At 59.9% G+C, this 20112-nt stretch carries 20 protein-coding genes and 1 other RNA gene; 13 read left to right on the plus strand and 8 right to left on the minus strand.

Annotation, left to right across the window (positions count from 1 at the left end):
- The first annotated feature begins 439 nt into the window (after positions 1-439).
- The 3 genes from BLQ98_RS01930 to BLQ98_RS01940 are packed head-to-tail and all read left to right on the plus strand — an operon-like array spanning position 440 to position 2660.
- Entirely contained in the window at positions 440-1111 is a 672-nt protein-coding gene (locus tag BLQ98_RS01930; RefSeq protein WP_093731671.1) for a TetR/AcrR family transcriptional regulator, read from the plus strand.
- Positions 1112-1141: 30 nt separating this feature from the next.
- Entirely contained in the window at positions 1142-1720 is a 579-nt protein-coding gene (locus BLQ98_RS01935) for a histidine phosphatase family protein (protein ID WP_093731672.1), read from the plus strand.
- Complete coding sequence (locus BLQ98_RS01940; protein ID WP_244148361.1) at positions 1713-2660, plus strand: 3-hydroxyacyl-CoA dehydrogenase NAD-binding domain-containing protein; 948 nt, start codon at positions 1713-1715, stop codon at positions 2658-2660. Before BLQ98_RS01935 ends, BLQ98_RS01940 begins: the two co-directional genes overlap by 8 nt.
- 15 nt (positions 2661-2675) lie before the next feature.
- Here BLQ98_RS01940 and recR read toward each other — a convergent pair whose 3' ends face one another.
- From recR to BLQ98_RS01960, 4 genes are all read right to left on the minus strand, one after another.
- Complete coding sequence (gene recR, locus BLQ98_RS01945) at positions 2676-3269, minus strand: recombination mediator RecR (protein WP_093731674.1); 594 nt, start codon at positions 3267-3269, stop codon at positions 2676-2678.
- Between the two features lie 73 nt (positions 3270-3342).
- The gene (locus BLQ98_RS01950) at positions 3343-3687 is read right to left on the minus strand and encodes a YbaB/EbfC family nucleoid-associated protein (RefSeq protein WP_005850050.1); all 345 of its coding nucleotides are present in this window, start codon (positions 3685-3687) and stop codon (positions 3343-3345) included.
- A gap of 101 nt (positions 3688-3788) precedes the next feature.
- The gene (locus BLQ98_RS01955) at positions 3789-5537 is read right to left on the minus strand and encodes a DNA polymerase III subunit gamma/tau (RefSeq protein ID WP_093731675.1); all 1749 of its coding nucleotides are present in this window, start codon (positions 5535-5537) and stop codon (positions 3789-3791) included.
- A gap of 34 nt (positions 5538-5571) precedes the next feature.
- Positions 5572-5934, minus strand: a complete 363-nt coding sequence (locus BLQ98_RS01960) for a DUF202 domain-containing protein (protein WP_093731676.1) — start codon at positions 5932-5934, stop codon at positions 5572-5574.
- A 63-nt stretch (positions 5935-5997) separates the two neighbouring features.
- On the opposite strand from BLQ98_RS01960, the gene ypfJ reads away from it, so the two are divergent.
- On the plus strand, positions 5998-6843 hold the full coding sequence (gene ypfJ, locus BLQ98_RS01965; protein ID WP_093731677.1) for a KPN_02809 family neutral zinc metallopeptidase: 846 nt from the start codon (positions 5998-6000) through the stop codon (positions 6841-6843).
- Between the two features lie 226 nt (positions 6844-7069).
- On the opposite strand, the gene ffs is transcribed toward ypfJ, so the two are convergent.
- Positions 7070-7167: signal recognition particle sRNA small type (ffs, locus tag BLQ98_RS01970), an RNA gene on the minus strand.
- Positions 7168-7315: 148 nt separating this feature from the next.
- Here ffs and nudC point away from each other — a divergent pair.
- Positions 7316-8287, plus strand: a complete 972-nt coding sequence (nudC, locus tag BLQ98_RS01975) for an NAD(+) diphosphatase (RefSeq protein ID WP_093731678.1) — start codon at positions 7316-7318, stop codon at positions 8285-8287.
- 36 nt (positions 8288-8323) lie between these two features.
- On the plus strand, positions 8324-8791 hold the full coding sequence (locus tag BLQ98_RS01980; protein ID WP_093731679.1) for an SRPBCC family protein: 468 nt from the start codon (positions 8324-8326) through the stop codon (positions 8789-8791).
- 14 nt (positions 8792-8805) lie between these two features.
- On the opposite strand, the gene BLQ98_RS01985 is transcribed toward BLQ98_RS01980, so the two are convergent.
- The gene (locus BLQ98_RS01985) at positions 8806-9654 is read right to left on the minus strand and encodes a prephenate dehydratase (protein WP_093731680.1); all 849 of its coding nucleotides are present in this window, start codon (positions 9652-9654) and stop codon (positions 8806-8808) included.
- 132 nt (positions 9655-9786) lie between these two features.
- Here BLQ98_RS01985 and BLQ98_RS01990 point away from each other — a divergent pair, with 132 nt between their 5' ends.
- The 5 genes from BLQ98_RS01990 (at position 9787) to BLQ98_RS02010 (ending at position 16238) form a co-directional block, all read left to right on the plus strand.
- Positions 9787-10296 (plus strand): c-type cytochrome, encoded by a 510-nt coding sequence (locus BLQ98_RS01990; protein WP_093731681.1) that lies wholly within the window; start codon positions 9787-9789, stop codon positions 10294-10296.
- A 187-nt stretch (positions 10297-10483) separates the two neighbouring features.
- Positions 10484-12433, plus strand: a complete 1950-nt coding sequence (locus tag BLQ98_RS01995; protein ID WP_093731682.1) for an extracellular solute-binding protein — start codon at positions 10484-10486, stop codon at positions 12431-12433.
- Between the two features lie 9 nt (positions 12434-12442).
- Positions 12443-13531 (plus strand): microcin C ABC transporter permease YejB, encoded by a 1089-nt coding sequence (locus BLQ98_RS02000; protein WP_093731683.1) that lies wholly within the window; start codon positions 12443-12445, stop codon positions 13529-13531.
- Positions 13532-13536: 5 nt separating this feature from the next.
- A complete protein-coding gene (locus BLQ98_RS02005; protein ID WP_093731684.1) occupies positions 13537-14643 on the plus strand; it encodes an ABC transporter permease in 1107 nt (368 codons plus the stop codon).
- A complete protein-coding gene (locus BLQ98_RS02010) occupies positions 14640-16238 on the plus strand; it encodes an ABC transporter ATP-binding protein (RefSeq protein WP_093731685.1) in 1599 nt (532 codons plus the stop codon). The genes BLQ98_RS02005 and BLQ98_RS02010 overlap by 4 nt, the downstream gene beginning before the upstream one ends.
- An 11-nt stretch (positions 16239-16249) precedes the next feature.
- Here BLQ98_RS02010 and BLQ98_RS02015 read toward each other — a convergent pair whose 3' ends face one another.
- Both BLQ98_RS02015 and BLQ98_RS02020 read right to left on the minus strand, forming a co-directional pair.
- Positions 16250-17746: a D-alanyl-D-alanine carboxypeptidase family protein gene (locus BLQ98_RS02015; RefSeq protein WP_093731686.1), complete on the minus strand. Its 1497-nt coding sequence runs from the start codon at positions 17744-17746 to the stop codon at positions 16250-16252.
- Positions 17747-17991: 245 nt separating this feature from the next.
- Entirely contained in the window at positions 17992-18684 is a 693-nt protein-coding gene (locus BLQ98_RS02020; protein WP_093731687.1) for an HAD family hydrolase, read from the minus strand.
- A gap of 90 nt (positions 18685-18774) precedes the next feature.
- Here BLQ98_RS02020 and clpS point away from each other — a divergent pair, with 90 nt between their 5' ends.
- Together clpS and BLQ98_RS02030 are read left to right on the plus strand one after the other, a co-directional pair.
- The gene (gene clpS / locus BLQ98_RS02025; protein WP_005850026.1) at positions 18775-19116 is read left to right on the plus strand and encodes an ATP-dependent Clp protease adapter ClpS; all 342 of its coding nucleotides are present in this window, start codon (positions 18775-18777) and stop codon (positions 19114-19116) included.
- Positions 19117-19119: 3 nt separating this feature from the next.
- The gene (locus BLQ98_RS02030; RefSeq protein WP_093731688.1) at positions 19120-20112 is read left to right on the plus strand and encodes a class I SAM-dependent methyltransferase; all 993 of its coding nucleotides are present in this window, start codon (positions 19120-19122) and stop codon (positions 20110-20112) included.

Here is a 20112-nt window from a genome sequence, read left to right on the forward strand (position 1 = left end):
GCGGGGAAAGTACACTGCGCGGCGGCGAAGGGCGCAGGATAACCATCGCACCCTCACATAGCGCGGAACGGATGAATGCAAAACGAATCACGTCGTGCCCTATACTATTAATCAAGTTGAAAGTGTTTTCGGTGATACACGTGCAGGTTCGGCGGCTTAGCCTATGCCGTGTCGCTCTGTTCGCTGGTTCAACCATCGGGTGCTAGTTCCCTGTGGTAATAGCTGATTCTTTACAAATTCGGGTCGCAAACACGTTAAGATACCGCTAAGCGCTGCCGAATTCGCTCTTAACGACCTGAAAAGCTGGGACATTGATAGCGTTTGTAAAACAACACGATGCGACCAATAATAAAAGACGCAGGGCATATTCCGATACTGCCAGACTGCGCAGGATGCAGATCAATAGACCATATGACCTGACTGAAGGGGCCGTGCTGTCATGACTGACCGAAGGGAAGACGGGACAAGCAAAGACGGGCGCGTCGCCCGAGGCGAGATTACCCGCGAGCGGGTGCTTGATGCCGCCGAACGTTGCTTTGCCGAACGGGGCTTTGATGCGATCAGCATTCGCCAGATTGCCCGAGAGGCCGACGTGACCCTTGGCGTTGTCGGCTTTCACGGGGGCACGAAACAGGAACTGTTCCTGACCGTTTTGAAACGCCGGGTCGAAACCTTGAATGCGCTGCGTATCTCCAGGCTGTCCGCTTTGAAAGCGACCGAAAGACTGACGCTGGAAACCCTGATCGACGCCTATGTTACGCCCTACCTCGAAATCGCCTCGCGCGGGGATCCACAATGGCGCGCCTATGCGCAATTGGTGGCGCGGATCGTGTCCGACGAACGCTACTATCTCGAAGCCGGCCCGCTGTATGATCGTGTCGCCGCCGTCTACCTCGACGAGATGGAGCGTTTATGCCCCGATGCCGGCCGCGACCAGCTTGCCGCGCTGTTGTCGCTGACCGTGGCCTCGATGGTTTCTATTGTCGCAAGCGGCATCCGCATCGCAGGGTTGGCGCAAAGCGAAGTGCCCGACAGTCCCTTAGCATATCGCGATCTGTTGCTTGATTTTTGTGTGGGTGGCGTTCTGCGGGCGCTTGAGCCAAAGTGCTAGAAAGCTCAACACGATAAAAGGCCCGTCATCATGAAATCCTACCCCAAAGTCTGGTTCCTGCGACACGGCGAAACCGAATGGAACGCAGAGGGCAGGGTGCAAGGCCAGACCGAATCCGTGCTGTCTGAACGGGGCAAGATCCACGCGCAGCAACAGGCCGAACTGATGGCCCCGATCCTTGCGCAGAACCCACCCTGCATCGTGTCGCCGCTCAAACGCACGCGCCAGACTGCGGATATCGCGCTCGGCGGGCGGGACTACCAGACCGACGATCGCCTGAAAGAGATTTTCGCCGGCAGCTGGGAAGGACACCTGCGCGCCGATATCTTCAAGAACCTCCCCGAAGGCATCACGCCGCAAAGTCCGCATATGGAATTCTATTGCGCCGCACCCGATGGCGAAGGCTTTGACGTGTTTCAGGCGCGGGTGAATGCCTTTGTCGACACGCTGACCGAACCCACCGTGATCGTTGCCCACGGGCTCAGCGGGCAGCTTTTGCGTGGTGCGCTTTGTGGTCTTAGCCGCGACGAATTGGGCCAGCTCTCGAACCGTCAGGGCTGCGTCTACGTGCTGGAAAACGGCGCAGAAACGGTGTTGTCGCTTGACTAAGGACGCTGCGGCTGTGGCCCCTTGCTGTGTCGCGATCGTGGGATGCGGGTTAATCGGGGCCAGCTGGGCCGCCCTGTTCCAGCATGCCGGCCACACTGTGCGCGCATGGGATCCCGACACGGGTGCCCGCGGCGGGTTTGCCGCCCGCGTGGCAGGGCCTTTGACGCAGCTGCAACAGATCAAGACGGGTGCTGCACCGCAGGGCGACCTGACCGTCCACGACAGATTAGAGGACGCTCTTCGAGGCGCGGTCCTGATTCAGGAAAACGCGCCCGAAAACATACCGCTGAAACACCGGCTTTATGCCCAGATCGAAGCGGCGGTGCCGCGCGATGTGATCATCGCCTCCAGCACCTCGGCGCACCCGTGGTCGGACCTTGTACCGGGGATGCGCTCCCCCGACCGTCTGATCACCGCCCACCCGTTCAATCCGCCGCATCTGGTGCCGCTGGTTGAGCTCTATGGCCCTGACCCGAAAGTGGTCGACTGGGCCGAAGCATTCTACCGCAGTCTCGGCTCCGCCCCCGTGCGATTGAAAAAAGACGCGGTAGGGCATATTGCCAACCGTCTGTCGTCGGCCCTGTGGCGCGAGGCGGTGCATATCGTTGCCGACGGCATCGCGGATGTCGACGCGGTGGACATGGCGCTGGTCAACGGGCCGGGGCTGCGCTGGTCGGTCTTGGGGGCGCATATGGCCTATCACCTTGGCGGGGGCGTGGGGGGCATGGCGGGCTATCTCGAACACTTGGGGCCAAGCCAGCAAAAACGCTGGGACAGCTTAGGCTCGCCCACACTGGACGCCGACACCCGCGCGCGACTGGTAGAGGGTGTGAACACCGAAGCCGCAGGCCGCAGCATTACCCAGCTGGAGGCAGAGCGCGACGCAGCCCTGATCGAACTTGCGCAGATGCGGCAGCGCTTGGCAGCGCAAAAAGATTAAAGATGGCTTAAAGCCCTAGAGCGACTTGCGCGCCCGCATCGCCGCAGTGATCGTCCCGTCGTCGAGGTAGTCAAGCTCGCCGCCGATGGGCACCCCTTGGGCCAGTGACGTCAACCGCACCTGACCTTCCAGCTGGTCGGCGATGTAATGCGCCGTGGTTTGCCCGTCGATGGTGGCGTTGAGCGCGAGAATAACCTCGGATACGGCATCTTCACGCACACGATCGATCAAGCGTGGTATGCGCAATTCCTGCGGACCAATGGCATCCAGCGCCGACAGCGTGCCGCCCAACACATGATACCGCCCCTTGAACACGCCGGACCGTTCCATCGCCCATAGATCGGCGACATCTTCGACGACGCAAATCTCGCCATTGGCGCGTTTTTCCGAAGTGCAGATATCGCAGACGTCCGTGGTGCCGACATTGCCGCAGTTGACACATTCACGCGCCGTCGCCGCCACGGTCTGCATCATATCGGCCAAGGGGGTCAGCAACAGCGCGCGTTTACGGATCAGATGCAGCACCGCCCGGCGGGCCGAGCGTGGCCCCAATCCGGGCAGGCGCGCCATCAGGTCGATGAGCGCATCAATGTCGCGTGTGCTGCTCATCCGTGGACCCCCATGGCGTTGGTGTGAAAGAGTTCTAATGCCTTCGGCGAGGATTTAACCCCATTTGGAAGGATCAGAACGGCAGCTTCATATCCGCGGGCAGACCCATGCCTTCGGTCAGCTTGCTCATCTCGGACTGGGCGCGATCCGTAGCTTTGGTCTGCGCGTCCTTGATCGCGGCGAGGATCAGGTCCTCGACGACTTCTTTCTCGTCGCCGTTAAAGATCGACGGGTCAATATCTAGCGACTTCAGCTCGCCCTTGGCAGTGCAGGTCGCCTTGACCAGACCGGCACCGGATTCACCTTCGACGATGATATTGTGCATGTCTTCTTGCAGTTGGGCCATCTTGCCCTGCATCTGCTGCGCGGTTTTCATCATTTTGGCCATGTCACCCATGGCACCCAAACCTTTAAGCATGTGGTCGTCTCCTGTAGCTATATTTGCCTATGTATATGCGGTCTTTGCCGCGGTCCGACAAGGGGGCAGAGGCCAGAGAGGCGGCGACGAGACCGGCAGGCTCAGTCGTCCTCGAAGGGGTCCCATTCGTCTTCGACCTCGGGCAGCGCTTCGGACACAGCGGCGGCGGCGATTTCCTCCGGCGTGCGGATCGACAGGATCTTGGCCCCCGGAAAGCTCGCCATGACGGCCTGCATCAGCGGATGGTTCTCGGCCTGCGATTTCAGCGCGTTTTCCTTGGCGTCGCGGATTTCGGCGATGGTTTTGGCGCTGCTGTCGCCCACGATGGTCACCGCCCAGCGGTTGCCGGTCCACAGTTGCAACCGCGTGCCAAGGCGCTGCGCCAGATCGCGGGGGGCGGAATCTGTCGGGGTGAATTCGATCCGGCCCGGTTGATAGGCGGCAAGGCGGACCGAGGTTTCGACCTCCACCAGCAGCTTGACGTCGCGGTTGCTGCGGATCAGTTCGACCACATGTTCAAAACTCGGATATTGGGCCAGCGCCGAGGACACGGCCGGTGCAAGCGCTGCCATCGTCGCGCCGCCCGCAGGCCCGCCCGACATCTGCTGGCTGCCCATTGCGCCGGTCGATCCATTCCCCGAAGGCACCGTGGCACCCCCGCCCGGACCTTGTGGCGAGGCAGGCGGCGGCGTGGCGTTGGCCAGCTTGCGCGCCAGTTCTTCCGGGCTGGGCAGATCGGCGACATGGGTCAGGCGGATCACTGCCATTTCGGCGGCCATCATTGCATTCGGGGCGCTGGCGACTTCGTCCAGTGCCTTCAGCAGCATCTGCCACAGACGGGTCAGCACGCGCATTGGCAAGGTTTCGGCCATGGTCACGCCGCGGGTGCGCTCTTCGGGGGAAACGGTGGGATCTTCGGCGGCGTCGGGGGTGATCTTGACCACGGATACCCAGTGGGTGATCTCGGCCAGATCGCGCAGCACGGCCATCGGGTCGGCCCCATCCGAATACTGGTTGCCCAGCTCGTTCAGCGCGCCGGCCGCATCGCCGCGCAGGATCATATCGAACAGGTCCAGCACCCGCCCGCGATCCGCCAGCCCCAGCATGGCGCGCACCTGCACGGCCGTTGTTTCGCCCGCGCCATGGCTGATCGCCTGATCCAGCAACGACGTCGCATCGCGCGCCGACCCTTCGGCGGCGCGGGTGATCAACGCCAGCGCGTCATCGGCAATCTGTGCATTCTCCGCCGTGGCGATCTTGCGCATTAGCGCGATCATCACCTCGGGTTCAATCCGGCGCAGGTCGAACCGTTGACACCGCGACAGAACGGTTACGGGCACCTTGCGGATCTCGGTCGTCGCAAAAATGAATTTGACGTGCTCGGGCGGTTCTTCCAGCGTTTTCAGCAGCGCGTTGAACGCCCCTGTCGACAGCATGTGCACCTCATCGATGATATAGACTTTGTACCGGGCCGAGGCCGCGCGGTAATGCACGCTGTCGATAATCTCGCGGATGTTGCCGACGCCGGTGTTGGATGCGGCATCCATCTCCATCACGTCGACGTGGCGGCCCTCCATAATGGCGACGCAATGTTCGCAAACACCGCAGGGGTCTGTCGTCGGCCCGCCATTGCCGTCCGGCCCGATGCAGTTCATCCCCTTGGCGATGATCCGCGCCGTGGTGGTTTTACCGGTCCCGCGGATGCCGGTCATGATGAACGCCTGCGCGATGCGATCCGCCTCGAACGCGTTTTTCAGCGTGCGTACCATCGCGTCCTGCCCGACCAGATCGGCAAAGGTTTCAGGCCGGTATTTGCGGGCCAATACGCGATAGGCAGAGGGTGCTGTCATGACGATCCTGCAAGATTCGATTAAGGCCCTGAACCTAGAGCATCCAAAGGATGCCGCCAACCGCAACCGAGGCAAAGCTGAAAATCACCGCCAGCGTCTTCATCCGCGCATTGGGTTGCGCATTGGCATGGTGGTCGTTCAGCCGGTCCAGCGTCTTGGTCGCCGCATCATGGGCCGCCCAGAAGATATAGACCGCCGCCACGACAAAGATCGAGGCGACGGCTTTCGCGGCCCATGTCGGGTCGAAATCCCCAAACACCGCCTTAAGCCCGATCGCTACGGCAAGCGACGCCATCCCCGTGCGCATCCATCCCGCAAAGGTGCGTTCATTCGCCAGAATCGTGCGGTCTTCGGCCCAATCGGTGCGGTTCTCGGCCAGTTCATTGCTTTTATTCATTGAACTATTGTGCGCCTCGCGCGTTACGCTGACAATAATATTTGACATTGCGGGGACAGAATTATGCGGTTGCGTGGCATCAGACGAAGCAAAAACGTAGAGGTGCGCCGCGGCGGGGGCGGTGGGGGTGCCGGTCGTGCGGGCGGTCTGGGGATCGTCGGCGTTCTGGCCGTGCTGGCAATCGGGTATTTTACCGGAATAGACGTATCACCCTTGCTTGGTGGTGGGGGCGCGCCGCAAACCCAGCAGGGCGCACCCGTGTCTGAAAGTGACGGCGAAGCCACGCAATTTACCGCACAGGTTCTGGCCACCACAGAAGACGTCTGGGGCGAGATTTTCCCACAGCAGTTGGGCCGTGACTATGTGCCGCCCAAGCTCGTCGTCTTTTCAAATGTGACGCAAAGCGCGTGTGGCGGTGCCTCTGGTGCGACGGGCCCGTTCTACTGCCCCGCGGATGAAAAAGCCTATATCGACACGCAATTCTTTGATCTTCTGGCGCAGCGCATGGGGGCAGGCGGGGATTTCGCCGCCGCCTATGTCATTGCGCATGAGGTCGCCCACCATGTGCAGAATGAATTGGGTATCCTGCCTCAGGTTGATGCGCTGCGTCGCCAGTCCTCCACCACTGAGGCGAATGCGCTGACGGTCCGGCTTGAACTGATGGCTGATTGCCTGTCCGGCATATGGGCCAAAAACGTTCAGGGTCTGATGGAGCGTGGCGATCTGAACGAGGCATTGAATGCCGCCCGCAAGATCGGCGATGACCACCTGCAACGTCAGGCCGGTCGTGTCCCGCAGCCGCACACCTTTACCCATGGCACGTCCGAGCAGCGTTCAAGCTGGTTCCAGCGCGGGTTTGACAGCGGTCAGGTCGGGCAATGCGATACCTTTGCCGCAGAGCAACTGTAAGAGCGTTCGGCGCCATAACGAAAAAATAACTATTATAAACAACAGGTTAAGTTACCCATGGGTAACCTGACCTGTTGCTTTCGGCCGTGCCAAAATGCCGATGATCAAATACATCGGGGCAGGGGCAATAAGCAGATATTGTTAAGGCGGGGTGGGCTGCCCCTCTCGTGCCATCCTTTGGATGACCCTGCGGGGCGACGCGTATTTTGCCTTGCAAAATACGCAGGGGTGAGAGGCTGATAACGACCCAAGTGGGTCTCGTTACGGCTGCTTCCTTCCGGATCTGACCGGGTTGGCGAGGCACCTGCCCGCACCAACCTCTCACCGCCCATATAGTATAGGGTCCGGTGGGATGCAAGACGGACCCAAAGGCGTTTTTCCCTATGCGTTTTTATCGGGCAGGGGGATCATGCAGCCTTGGCATCGCTGGAATTGGCCAATAGGCATGTACCACGCAATCGGGAGGATACGCATGAAGCACGCTGAAACGGTGACTTTCGGAGGGTCCGCGCTGGACCGTGCCGGAGAGGTCCGCGCCGACAAAGACGCCGTGGCCGCACTGCGTGCAGATGATGCCGCCCGCGCCATTCTGTTCTGGCGCGGCAAGGTGTTGGTCGACCCCGCGCGCCCCGCGTCTTTGGTGCGTTTGCCACTGGATCATCCCGCACTCGCCGATGCCGGTTCCGCCCCGATCTTGCTGGGGCGCGAAGACGGTGCTGCGCGCTTTGCCTATGACCTGTCACCGTGGATGCCGGACGAGATATTCGATCCGCGCCAGCTGGGGTCTTTTGTGGATCAAAGCGAACAGCGCCACCCGATGCTGCCGCCCGACTTTGTGTTTGTCGAAATGCGTCAGGTGATGACATGGCTCACCCCGCGCGACGCCGAACTGGCCGCGACGGGCAAGGCGATTTTGGCATGGCATGATAGCCATGGGTACTGCGCGCGCTGCGGGTTTGAAACGGTGGTGAATGACGCAGGCTGGCAACGCAACTGCCCCGCTTGCCGCGCCTCGCATTTCCCGCGCACCGATCCGGTTGTGATCATGCTGATTACCCATGGCAACTCTGTCCTGATGGGCCGGTCGCCGGGCTGGCCCGAGGGTATGTTCTCGCTTTTGGCGGGGTTCGTCGAACCGGGCGAAACGCTGGAGGCCGCGGTGCGCCGCGAGGTCTTTGAAGAGGCCAGTGTTCAGGTTGGCACCGTCAGCTACCTTGCCAGCCAGCCTTGGCCATTTCCCGCCTCGCTGATGTTCGGCTGCGCCGGAGAGGCGACCAGCAGCGAGATCACCATCGACCCCAAGGAAATCGAAGCGGCGATGTGGGTCACCAAAGAAGAGATGATGGATGTCTTCGCCGGACAGCACCCCACAATCAAACCGGCCCGCAAAGGGGCAATCGCCCATTTCTTGCTGCAAAACTGGCTTGCGGATACGCTGGATTAAGGCAACCTTCGGGAAAGACGACGGACAAGGCAGAACATGAAATTTTCCACCAAAGAAGACATCGACGCGCCGATTGATGCGGTATTCGAGATGCTGTGCGAATTTGACCAGTTCGAACGTGCCGCCATGCGCCGCGGTGCCGAGGTCCAGCGCGTGGACCAGCTAGCAGAACCGGGGGCGGGGATGCAGTGGGAAGCTGCCTTTGACATGCGCGGCAAGCGCCGCGCGCTTCAGGTCGAGATGGACCGTTTCGAACGCCCGACAGAGATGAAGCTGGAAACCCGGTCGCAGGGGCTGACCGGCGATATGAGCTTTGATCTGGTCGCGCTGTCGCGCAGCCGCACCCGGATCATGGTAGCACTTGACCTCAAGCCGCAAAACCTGTCGGCGCGTCTTTTGGTGCAGTCGTTGAAGCTGGCCAAAAACGCGCTGACCAAGAAGTTCAAGAAACGCGTCGGCGACTACGCCAAGGACATGGAAGAACGCTACCACAAACCCCGCTAAGGGGTTTGACGCGCTTATTTTCCGTGGCGGTCGGGATGCGCGGGGTAGACGCCTAGAATCTCGATCACATTGGTGAAGTGTTCCAGTTCTTCCATCGCTCGGGCGACGGCGGGGTCTTCGGGGTGGCCTTCGATATCGGCATAGAACTGCGTCGCCGTGAACGACCCGCCCGCCATATAGCTTTCCAGCTTGGTCATGTTGACGCCATTCGTCGCAAAGCCGCCCATGGCCTTGTACAGCGCTGCGGGGATGTTGCGCACCTGGAACACAAAGGTGGTCAGCATATTGTCCGCACGGCGGGTCTGGTCCAGCTCGGGTGACATCAGCAAAAAGCGCGTGGTGTTATGATCCAGATCCTCGATGTCGCGGGCCAGCACCTTAAGCCCGTGAATATCCGCCGCGACCTCGCTTGCCAGCACACCCACGTCACGTTCATCCGACACCGCAAGATCAGCCGCCGCACCCGCGCTGTCCGCCGCTGCCTCTGAGGTGATGCCATGGGCGTCCAGCCAGCTGCGCGCCTGCGGGATCAACACCATATGCGCGCGCACGTGTTTGATGTCTTCCAGCTTCACACCGTCATGGGCCATCAGGCTGATGCGTACCCGCACAAATGCCTCGCCGATGATACGCAGCCCGCTTTGTGGTAAAAGCCGGTGAATGTCCGCGACGCGCCCGTAGGTAGAGTTCTCGACCGGCAGCATTGCCAGATCGGCGCGGCCTTCGCGCACGGCGCGGATCACCCCTTCGAAGGTCATGCAGGGCACGGGGATCATGTCGGGGCGGGCTTGCAGGCAGGCTTCGTGGCTATAGGCCCCCAAAGCGCCTTGAAACGCGATGCGCGGCGCGGTTTTATGGGTCATTAGGGGCATCCTTCTTCAAGCCGTTGCCAACTATGGCGTTTGGTCGCGGTAACTACACCTTGCCCCGACGAAGGGAAAGCAATAGATACGCCTGCAATACGATGCCCGAATACCAACGATGGACCTTCACGCATGTTCGATACAATGACCGTTACCAAAATCGCTGCCGGCCTGTTTGGCGCTTGGCTTGTCCTTCTGCTTGGCAAATTCGCGGGCGAAGAGCTTTATAATGCGGGTTCGCATGGCGAACAGGGCTATGTGATTGAAGTGGCTGATGCCTCCGCTGGCGGAGAGCCCGCAGAAGAAGTCGATTTTGCCGAGATTATGGCGGCCGCCGATCCGTCCAAAGGCGAAAAGGTTTTCCGTAAATGTTCCGCTTGTCACAGGGCCGAAGACGGTGCGAATGCGGTTGGTCCCTACCTTTACGGTGTTGTCGGGCGTCCGGTTGATTCCGCTGACGGGTATGCGTCCTACTCCGGCGCGCTTGAGAAAGCCGCGGACACATGGACACCTGAAAACCTGAACGCGTTCCTGACCAAGCCTGCGGGTTTTGCACCGGGCACCACGATGGGTTTTGCAGGTCTGCCCAAGATCGAAGACCGGGCAGATGTCATCGCCTATCTCGACAGCCTGGACAACTGATCCATCCTATATTCCGAATGCAAGGCCGCCCCCTCGTGGGCGGCCTTTTGCTGTGAAGTGCCCTGTTTTCAGTCAGGTAACATATTCGCAACTTGTAACTTGGGCGGTCGGGCCGTTAGCGTGTATCCGGCAGTCATCTGCCGCGGCGACCACCGCCTAACGCCCGTTGTTATAAAGGATACGCCCGATGCCCCGGACCCATGCCCGTGCTGACACAAAATCGCAAACCCCCATGCTGCGCGTCGCTGGCGCGGCTTTACTTGTCTTTGGGGTGGCGATGCTGGGCGGGACAGCTTGGGGGCAGGAGGATGCCGCACAAGGCAGCGGCGATATCATCACCGCGCATGGCTATTCCTTTTATGGCGATCTGACATACCCCGCCGATTACACCCATTTCGACTATGTGAATCCCGACGCACCCAAAGGCGGCGAGATTTCAATCTCGACGCTTGGGACGTTTGATTCGATGAACCCCTATTCACGCAAGGGCCGCGGCGGCGCGCTGAGCACGGTAATGTACGAAAGCCTGTTGGGCGAGGGCGTTGGCGGAGAGACCGTGCCCGCCGATGTTTACGGCGAAGCCTATTGCCTGCTGTGCGAGAGCCTTGAATACCCCGAGAGCAAGGACTGGGTGGTGTTCCACATGCGCAAGGACGCCACATTCTCGACCGGTGATCCGGTGACGGCCCATGACATCGCCTTCAGCCACAACCTGCTGCTGGATCAGGGGCTGAAATCCTATGCCGATGCAGTGCGCAAGCTGATCCCCGAGGTCGAGGTGATCGACGATTACACCATCAAGTTCTATTTCAGCCCCGGCGTGTCGCGCCGCAGCCTGATCGAACAGGTCGGCGGTGTGCCTGCATGGTCGAAAAAATGGTACGAGGAAACCGGCGCGCGGCTCGACGAATCGCGGCTTGAAACCTCGCCCGGGTCTGGCCCGTATATGATCGACAGCATCGATGTGAACCGTCGGATCGTCTACAAGCGCAACCCCGATTACTGGGGCAAGGACCTGCCGTTCAACGTGGGCCGCAACAACTTTGATAAAATCCGCGTGGAATACTTCGGCGATGAAAATTCCGCGTTCGAGGCCTTTAAGGCGGGTGAATATACCTTCCGTACCGAGGGCAGCTCGAAACAATGGGCATCATCCTACGACTTCCCCAAGGTGACCGCAGGGCAGGTGGTGAAAGAGGATATTCCCGACGGGTCGCCGCCCACGCCCTCGGGCATCGTGTTCAACCTTGGCCGCGAGGTGTTGCAAGACAAGCGCGTGCGCGAGGCCGTAGCGTTGGGGTTCAACTTTGAATGGACCAATGAATCGCTGCAATACGGGCTGTTTAAACCGCGTGCATCGTTTACCCAAGATACCCCGCTGATGGCCACGGGCACGCCCCAAGGGGCCGAACTGGCGCTGCTGGAAAGCCTTGGCGATGTCGTGCCGCCCGAACTGCTGACGCAAGACGCCGTAGTGCCGCATACGTCGGATGCGAGCCGCCTGTCGGACCGTCGCAACTTGCGCCGCGCGATGAAACTGCTGGACGAGGCCGGTTGGGCCGTGGGCGATGACGGCAAACGCTATAATGTGCAGGGCAAACCCTTGCAGCTGCGGTTTTTGTTGAACTCGTCTGGATCGGCCACGCTGTCGGCGGTGATTGAAAACTTTATGTCGAATTTGCAGAACATGGGCATTGATGCCGTGCTCGAGAAAGTCGACAGTTCCCAATACACGGCCCGCGAACGGGACCGCGATTATGACATGGTTTATGACAGCTATGGTGCGTTTCTGGGCACGGGCACCGGGCTGGAACAACGCTATGGGTCAGAGGCGGCGGCCTATTCGCTGTTCAACCCTGCGGGGCTTGCCAGCCCACTGGTGGATGCGATTGTGACCGCGTCGCTGGCGGCCGACACGAAAGAGGAAGAGGACGCTAGCCTGATGGCGCTGGATCGGGCACTGCGCTATGAATTCTTCATGATCCCGACCTGGTATAACGACAGTTTCTGGACCGCCTATTACGACCAGTACGAACACCCTGAAACGCAGCCGCCTTACGCTTTGGGCTATCTCGATTTCTGGTGGTACGACGCGGACAAAGCAGACGCCTTGCGCGCTGCGGGCGCACTGAGGTAAACGCCGGCCATGGGCGCATATATTCTTCGACGGCTGTTGCTGATCATACCGACTTTGCTTGGGATCATGCTGATCAACTTTGCACTGGTACAGTTTGTGCCGGGTGGCCCTGTTGAACAGGCGATCGCGCGTATTCAGGGCGGTGGTGACGTGTTTGAAGGGTTCTCGGGCGGGGGATCGGATGCGGGCAACGCGGTCGATACCGGCGGCAACGAGAATTACGTAGGTGCACGGGGACTGCCGCCCGAATTCATCGCAGAGCTTGAGAAAGAGTTCGGTTTCGACAAACCACCGGTAGAGCGGTTCGTGAACATGCTATGGAATTACATGCGGTTCGATTTCGGCGACAGCTACTTCCGGTCGATCAGCGTGATCGAGTTGATCAAGGAAAAGCTGCCCGTGTCGATCACGTTGGGGCTTTGGTCCACGTTGATCGCCTATCTGGTGTCGATCCCCCTTGGCATCCGCAAGGCGGTCAAGGATGGCACGGCCTTTGATACATGGACCTCCGGCGCGATTATCGCGGCCTATGCGATTCCCGGTTTTCTGTTCGCGATCCTGCTGCTGGTGCTGTTCGCGGGCGGGTCCTATTGGCAGATATTCCCGCTGCGGGGGCTGACCTCGGATAACTTTGACCAGCTGAGCCCATTGGGCAAGGTCGCGGATTACTTCTGGCACATTACGCTGCCGGTGCTGGCCTCGACCATCTCGGCCTTTGCGACGCTAACGTTGCTGACCAAGAACAGCTTTCTCGACGAGATCAAAAAGCAATATGTCGTCACTGCGCGGGCCAAAGGCCTGTCAGAACGCAAAGTGCTGTACGGCCATGTGTTCCGCAACGCGATGCTGATTGTGATCGCGGGCTTTCCAGCGGTGTTTATCGGCGTGTTCTTTGGCGGCTCGCTGATCATCGAAACGATCTTTAGCCTTGATGGCTTGGGCCGTCTGGGGTTCGAAGCGGCGGTCGCACGGGATTATCCGATCGTCTTCGGCACACTGTTCATCTTTGGCCTCATCGGCTTGGTGGTCGGTATCCTGTCTGACCTGATGTATGTGGTTGTTGATCCGCGCATCGACTTTGAAAAACGCGAGGGCTGAACCCTATGGCGCTATCCCCGCTGAACCAACGCCGCTGGCGTAATTTTACCCGTAACCGTCGCGCCTATTGGAGCCTTTGGATTTTCGCGATCCTGTTCGGGATTTCGCTGTTCGCTGAATTTGTGGCCAACGACAAGCCGATCCTCGTGAACTACCGCGGCGACTATTACATGCCGATTTTCAAGTTCTATCCCGAGACCGAATTCGGCGGTGATTTCCTGACCGAAGCGATCTACCGCGACCCCGAGGTTCAATGTCTGATCGCCTCGGGCGGGGTGATCGACTGTCTGGACGACCCCGAGGGGATCATCGAGGACGCGCAGGATGGCGAGGTCGGAGGCGAGGCGATTGCGGCGGGCTGGTCGATCTGGCCGCCTATCCCTTATAGCTTTAATACCGCCGTGGACCGGCCCGGCGCGGCCCCGCTGCCGCCGGACGGGCAGAACCTGCTGGGCACCGATGGTACCAAACGTGACGTGTTGGCGCGGGTTATTCATGGCTTCCGGTTGTCGATCATCTTTACCCTGATTGTGACCGGTGCCGCATCGCTGATCGGGATCATCGCAGGGGCGGTGCAGGGGTTCTTTGGCGGCTGGACGGACCTGATCTTTCAGCGCGTGATCGAAATCTGGACCTCGACCCCATCGCTGTATGTGATCATCATCATGTTCGCCATTCTGGGACGTAGTTTCTGGCTGCTGGTGTTCTTGCTGGTGCTGTTCAGTTGGACGTCGCTGGTGGGTGTGGTGCGGGCGGAATTCTTGCGGGCGCGGAACCTTGAATATGTGCGTGCGGCGCGCGCGCTTGGGGTGGGGAATATGACGATCATGTTCCGCCACATGCTGCCCAATGCGATGGTCGCGATGCTGACGATGCTGCCGTTTATCATTACCGGCACGATCAGCACGCTTGCGATCCTTGATTTTCTGGGCTTCGGCCTGCCGTCGTCGGCACCGTCTTTGGGCGAACTGACCTTGCAAGCCAAACAGAACCTGCAAGCGCCCTGGCTGGCGTTCACCGCGTTCTTCACCTTTGCCATCATGCTGTCGCTGCTGATCTTTATTTTCGAGGGGATCCGCGACGCCTTTGACCCGAGAAAGACGTTCTCATGACGCCTTCGACCCCGTCCACTGCGGTGCTGCAAGTTGAGGACCTGCGCGTGTCCTTCCGTCAGGAAGGTGCGTTGACCCATGCGGTCAAGGGCGTGAGCTTTGCCGTGCAGCGCGGGGAAACCGTGGCGCTGGTGGGGGAGTCCGGCTCGGGTAAATCCGTATCGGCGTTGAGCACCGTATCGCTGTTGGGCGACAGTGCCGAGGTGTCTGGATCGGTGCTGTATGACGGGCAGCAGATGGTCGGCGCGAGCGGCAAGCTGCTGCGCAAGGTGCGCGGCAATGACATCAGCTTTATCTTCCAAGAGCCGATGACATCGTTGAACCCGCTGCACACGATCGAGAAACAGCTGTCGGAATCACTGGCGCTGCATCAGGGCGTGGCGGGGGCGGAGGCGCGGGCGCGTATCCTTGAACTGCTGGACAAGGTCGGGATCATTGACGCTGAAAGCCGGCTGGGGGCGTACCCGCACCAGCTGTCGGGTGGGCAACGGCAACGTGTGATGATTGCGATGGCGCTGGCCAACAAACCCGACGTGCTGATCGCGGATGAACCGACCACTGCGCTGGATGTAACCATTCAGGCGCAAATCCTTGATCTGTTGAAAGAGCTAAAAGACAGCGAGGGCATGGGCCTGCTGTTCATCACCCATGATCTGGGAATCGTGCGTCGCATCGCGGACCGCGTCTGCGTGATGAAACAGGGCGAGATCGTCGAGCACGGCCCCACGAACGAGATTTTCGAGAACCCGCAGCACCCCTATACGATCAAGCTACTAGGGGCCGAACCATCGGGCCGCCCCGACCCTGTGCCACACGATGCCGAAGTCATCGCCAGCACCGACCATCTGAAGGTTTGGTTCCCGATCCAGAAGGGGTTCATGCGCAAGACCGTGGATCACGTGAAGGCGGTCAATGACGCCTCTTTATCTGTGCGTGCCGGAGAGACCTTGGGCATCGTCGGCGAATCCGGTTCTGGCAAGACGACGCTGGCATTGGCCATCATGCGGCTGATCTCCTCTGAAGGGGGGATCAGCTTTATGGGGCAGGACGTGCGCAGTTGGTCCACGGGGCAGTTGCGGCGGCTGCGCAAGGATATGCAGATCGTGTTTCAGGACCCGTTTGGCAGCTTGTCGCCGCGGATGACCTGTATGCAGATCATCGCCGAAGGGCTGAGCGTGCATAAGGTCGACCCGGACCGAAACCCGCGTGAGCTGGTGCATGATGTGATGATCGAGGTGGGGTTGGACCCTGCCACGATGGACCGGTATCCGCATGAATTTTCCGGCGGTCAGCGTCAACGGATCGCGATTGCGCGGGCGATGGTGCTGCGGCCCAAACTGCTGGTGCTGGACGAGCCGACCTCGGCGCTGGACATGACCGTGCAGGTGCAGATCGTGGACCTGCTGCGCAATCTACAGCGCAAATACGGGCTGGCGTATCTGTTCATCAGCCACGACCTCAAGGTCGTGCGCGCGATGTCGCATAAGGTGATGGTGATGAAGCGGGGGGATGTGGTCGAATACGGCGACGTGGATACGCTGTATGACAACCCAAAGTCAGACTATACGCGCACCTTGTTGCAGGCGACGACCTGAGCAGGCCAAGCTTAGGAGCTTGGCCCGATCATAAAGCAGTTCACATTACGTGCGACCAAGCGGCGACAGGCCAGATCGGCTGTCTCGCGGGTCATGCCAAGGAAGTTGGCGTCGAACCCCTGCGGGCGGCGCACGACTTTGCGCAGGCTCCCGTCGAGGGTCGAGATTTCGGCCAAAGCGGTCTTTAGCAGGATTTTCTCTGCGGCATAGCGGCTGGGATAACGACCCACGTTGACGCCCCAGTGACGGCCGCCAGAGGTGGAAACCCGCGTGATGACTTCGGGTGCGGGGGGCGCTTTGGGGGTGATCTGTCTGACAGCGGCTGTTTCGACCAGCGATGCGGCGGCAGAGGGGCGCAGGGTCGGACGCACAGAGACAGCGGCGAGCAGGGTTTCTGCTTCGGGTTCGGGGGCAGGGGCCGCGGCGACGATGGCTGGCGCGGTTTTCTGCGCCTCTTGCAGTGCTGCGGTGATGTCGGCATTCAGAATAGGCGAGGTCGCTTGCGGTGCTTCGGCGGTTGCGACAACGACCTGAGCCTGGTGACCCGGACGCAAGGTCGGGCGTTTGGAGCTGGTGACCGCGCCCACAAGACGGATGACTTTTCCAGCCCCTCCGTTGGAGGCGACAGGCGTGTCTTCGATGTCGGCATAGGCCGGTTTTGAGGGTTTGTTCAAAGGCGCGCTAGACGGGGCGCGGCGAAAGCCCAGATCCATCAGCTCGGTTACTTTGGCGTTACGCGCACTGGTCGAGGTGCCGCCGAAAACTGTCACGATCACCCGTTCATTGCCCCGTTCGGCGGAGGCCGTGAGGTTGAAGCCCGCGGCACGGGTGTAGCCCGTTTTGATGCCGTCAGCGCCTTTGTAGGAGCCGAGAAAGCGGCGGTTGGTGTGGCTGACTTTGCGCACGCCGGCATCGGCTGTGATGCGCGAGAACAGGTTGTAGTATTCAGGGTGATCATACAGCAGGTGGCGGCCCATGATGGTCATGTCATGGGCGGTAGACATGTGGCCGGATTCTGTCAGGCCGTGGGCGTTCTTGAAGGTGGTGTTGGTCATGCCGAGCGCTTTGGCGGTGCGGTTCATGCGGCGTGCAAAATTTGCCTCGGAGCCTTCGATCGCCTCGCCGATGGCGGTGGCGGCGTCGTTGGCAGATTTGACGGCAGCCGCACGGATCAAGTAGCGCAGGGAGATGGTTTGACCCGATTTCAGCCCTAGTTTGCTGGGCGGTTCGGACGCGGCGTGGCTGGTGATCTTGACCTTGCTGTCCAGCGAGATCTCACCACGTTTAATCGCCTCGAATGCGATATAAAGTGTCATCATTTTGGTGAGGGAGGCCGGGTGCAGACGGGTGTCGGCGTTTTGGGAATGCAGCACTTCGCCTGTACGGGCGTCGATAACATAAGCGGCATAAGGGGCCGCCATTGCGCTGAGCGGCAAGATCATCAGGATCCATATAGCCGCAAGGATGAATAGCCCAAACCGGGCTGGCTGCACACGCCGCACTCTCATAACAACTGCCTTTGCTCTGCCTAAGCCGCCGATTTTTCGACTGACCATTTTTATTGAGGTCACCGTATCATAGGACGAATTTTCGATAAACCCGTCCAATGTGGCAGGCTCCTCAAAAGCGGCGATTTTTGGGCAGCACATGTAGCGTATGCTCAATCTTCCGCCACTATAGAGGCGATTGCGGCGGGATTGTGGCGGGAGTTGGGCGAGAACGCAGCAAAGGTGCGGCGAGAATCCAACAAAGTTCAGGGCAGTAGCTTTGCCACCTCGGACAGTCGGGCGATCTGATGAAAGCGGGGCGAATCACTTGGCGCGGGGGCGTGCTCCAGTGCCCAGGTGATACCGTACGGGATATAGACGCCATGGCCGCCCGCATGAATCATCGGCACTACGTCTGACTTCATCGAGTTGCCAATCATCATGCCACGGGCCGGACCGTCGCCGTGGCTGTCAAAGATGCGCTGGTAGGTTTGCGGGGTCTTATCCGACACAATCTCTATCGCGCTGAACATCCCGCGCAGTCCGGACTCAGCAAGCTTGCGTTCCTGATCCAGCAGGTCGCCCTTGGTCACGAGCACGAGAGTATAGGTGTCTTGCAGCGCCTCTAGGGTTTCACAAACATCAGGCAGCAATTCGACCGGATGCGCCAGCATATCACGGCCCGCCGCGAGGATTTGAGAAATGACATCGGCAGGCACGCGGCCTTGGGTGATCTCGATTGCGGTTTCGATCATCGACAGGGTGAACCCCTTGATACCAAAACCGTAGTGCGGAATGTTGCGGCGCTCTGCCTCAAGCAGCCGGTCCATCAGGCTATCGCGGTCTGTATAATCGGCAAGAAGTTCGGCAAATTTGACCTGTGTCAAAGCAAAGAAACGTTCGTTGTGCCATAAAGTGTCATCGGCATCAAAACCGATGGTCGTAAGCGGATTGCCCATCTTTGGCGCGCCCTCTTTTCTAATTCTGCTTTAGGGTTATATAGACGCCTATACGACTCACTTGAAACGACTTCTTAGGCAGGAGCAGCAATGCGCCTTGATGATCTTATGATGGCGGGCAAAGATCGGGACGACGACGAAACCGATCTGTTGACCAAGACCAAACCAAAGACCAAGCGGCCGCCTTTGTACAAGGTGATGCTGTTGAACGATGATTTCACACCGATGGAGTTTGTGGTGATCGTTCTTGAACGCTTTTTCGGGCTGAACCACGCCCAGGCCTTCGAGATCATGTTGACCGTGCATAAAAAAGGGCTGGCGGTCGTGGGTGTGTTTAGCCACGAGATCGCCGAAACCAAGGTCGCGCAAGTGATGGATTTCGCCCGACGTCACCAGCACCCGCTGCAATGCACTATGGAAAAAGAAGAATAACACGTGATTGATGCACGCCTGCACCTGGCGCTTGACGGCGGTGGTCTTGAGTTGCCCGCTGAAGGGACGATTGCCGTCTTTCAGCCCCCCCGTGACAGTGATTTGCCCGGCCTTGATAAGGACCGCGTTCAGATCATCCATGGCTTTAAGTCTGATTACGACGCGTGGGCGGCACGGGGCTATGATGTCGTGCGCACGATCAAGGACCGCTATGCGGCCTGTATCGTCTGCTTGCCACGCGCCAAGGCCGAAGCCCGCGCTGTCATCGCCGCCGCCTGCGAGGTCTGTGACGGGATCGTTGTAATCGACGGACAAAAGACCGACGGTGCCGATAGTGTCCTGCGCGAAATGCGCGACCGGGTGACGGTGCAGGGCCCGATTTCCAAGGCACATGGCAAGATGTTCTGGATCTCTGAGCCCGCGGCAGAATTCTTTACCGATTGGCGTCAGGGCCCCGAACTGACAGAGGGCGGTTTTTGGACTGCACCGGGGGTTTTTTCTGCGGATGGCGTCGATCTGGCGTCTGCGTTGCTGGTCGATGCCTTGCCCGAAAAGCTGGGATCCGAGGTCGCCGATCTGGGGGCCGGTTGGGGCTTTTTGTCGGCGCACGCGCTGACACGGCCGGCTATCAAAAACCTATATGTCGTTGAGGCAGGGCATCTGGCGCTTGAATGCGCACGCCGCAATGTCACCGATGACCGCGCGTCTTTTCATTGGGAGGATGCCACCAGCTGGGAGCCGCCGCACCGGTTGGACGGCGTCATCATGAACCCGCCGTTTCACATCGGACGCGCCGCTGAACCACAAATCGGACAGGCTTTTGTAGCCACGGCCGCCCGCATTCTGTCGCCTCAAGGCAAACTGTGGATGGTGGCAAACCGTCATCTGCCCTATGAGGCAGAGTTGAAAACCCGTTTCGCCCATGTCGAGGAAATCGGCGGCGATGCGCGGTTTAAATTGTTTCACGCGGCACGGCCCTTGCGCAAGCGTCGGTAG

The organism is Sulfitobacter litoralis (genome assembly GCF_900103185.1).
Taxonomy (GTDB): Bacteria; Pseudomonadota; Alphaproteobacteria; order Rhodobacterales; family Rhodobacteraceae; genus Sulfitobacter; species Sulfitobacter litoralis.

What these genes read in the sequence shown, in the direction of transcription:
- BLQ98_RS01930 (WP_093731671.1), top strand. Translation starts at nt 440, where the DNA reads ATGACTGACCGAAGGGAAGACGGGACAAGCAAAGACGGGCGCGTCGCC.
- BLQ98_RS01935 (WP_093731672.1), top strand. Translation starts at nt 1,142, where the DNA reads ATGAAATCCTACCCCAAAGTCTGGTTCCTGCGACACGGCGAAACCGAA.
- recR (WP_093731674.1), bottom strand. Translation starts at nt 3,269, where the DNA reads ATGAGCAGCACACGCGACATTGATGCGCTCATCGACCTGATGGCGCGC.
- BLQ98_RS01950 (WP_005850050.1), bottom strand. Translation starts at nt 3,687, where the DNA reads ATGCTTAAAGGTTTGGGTGCCATGGGTGACATGGCCAAAATGATGAAA.
- BLQ98_RS01955 (WP_093731675.1), bottom strand. Translation starts at nt 5,537, where the DNA reads ATGACAGCACCCTCTGCCTATCGCGTATTGGCCCGCAAATACCGGCCT.
- BLQ98_RS01960 (WP_093731676.1), bottom strand. Translation starts at nt 5,934, where the DNA reads ATGAATAAAAGCAATGAACTGGCCGAGAACCGCACCGATTGGGCCGAA.
- ypfJ (WP_093731677.1), top strand. Translation starts at nt 5,998, where the DNA reads ATGCGGTTGCGTGGCATCAGACGAAGCAAAAACGTAGAGGTGCGCCGC.
- nudC (WP_093731678.1), top strand. Translation starts at nt 7,316, where the DNA reads ATGAAGCACGCTGAAACGGTGACTTTCGGAGGGTCCGCGCTGGACCGT.
- BLQ98_RS01980 (WP_093731679.1), top strand. Translation starts at nt 8,324, where the DNA reads ATGAAATTTTCCACCAAAGAAGACATCGACGCGCCGATTGATGCGGTA.
- BLQ98_RS01985 (WP_093731680.1), bottom strand. Translation starts at nt 9,654, where the DNA reads ATGACCCATAAAACCGCGCCGCGCATCGCGTTTCAAGGCGCTTTGGGG.
- BLQ98_RS01990 (WP_093731681.1), top strand. Translation starts at nt 9,787, where the DNA reads ATGTTCGATACAATGACCGTTACCAAAATCGCTGCCGGCCTGTTTGGC.
- BLQ98_RS01995 (WP_093731682.1), top strand. Translation starts at nt 10,484, where the DNA reads ATGCCCCGGACCCATGCCCGTGCTGACACAAAATCGCAAACCCCCATG.
- BLQ98_RS02000 (WP_093731683.1), top strand. Translation starts at nt 12,443, where the DNA reads ATGGGCGCATATATTCTTCGACGGCTGTTGCTGATCATACCGACTTTG.
- BLQ98_RS02005 (WP_093731684.1), top strand. Translation starts at nt 13,537, where the DNA reads ATGGCGCTATCCCCGCTGAACCAACGCCGCTGGCGTAATTTTACCCGT.
- BLQ98_RS02010 (WP_093731685.1), top strand. Translation starts at nt 14,640, where the DNA reads ATGACGCCTTCGACCCCGTCCACTGCGGTGCTGCAAGTTGAGGACCTG.
- BLQ98_RS02015 (WP_093731686.1), bottom strand. Translation starts at nt 17,746, where the DNA reads ATGAGAGTGCGGCGTGTGCAGCCAGCCCGGTTTGGGCTATTCATCCTT.
- BLQ98_RS02020 (WP_093731687.1), bottom strand. Translation starts at nt 18,684, where the DNA reads ATGGGCAATCCGCTTACGACCATCGGTTTTGATGCCGATGACACTTTA.
- clpS (WP_005850026.1), top strand. Translation starts at nt 18,775, where the DNA reads ATGCGCCTTGATGATCTTATGATGGCGGGCAAAGATCGGGACGACGAC.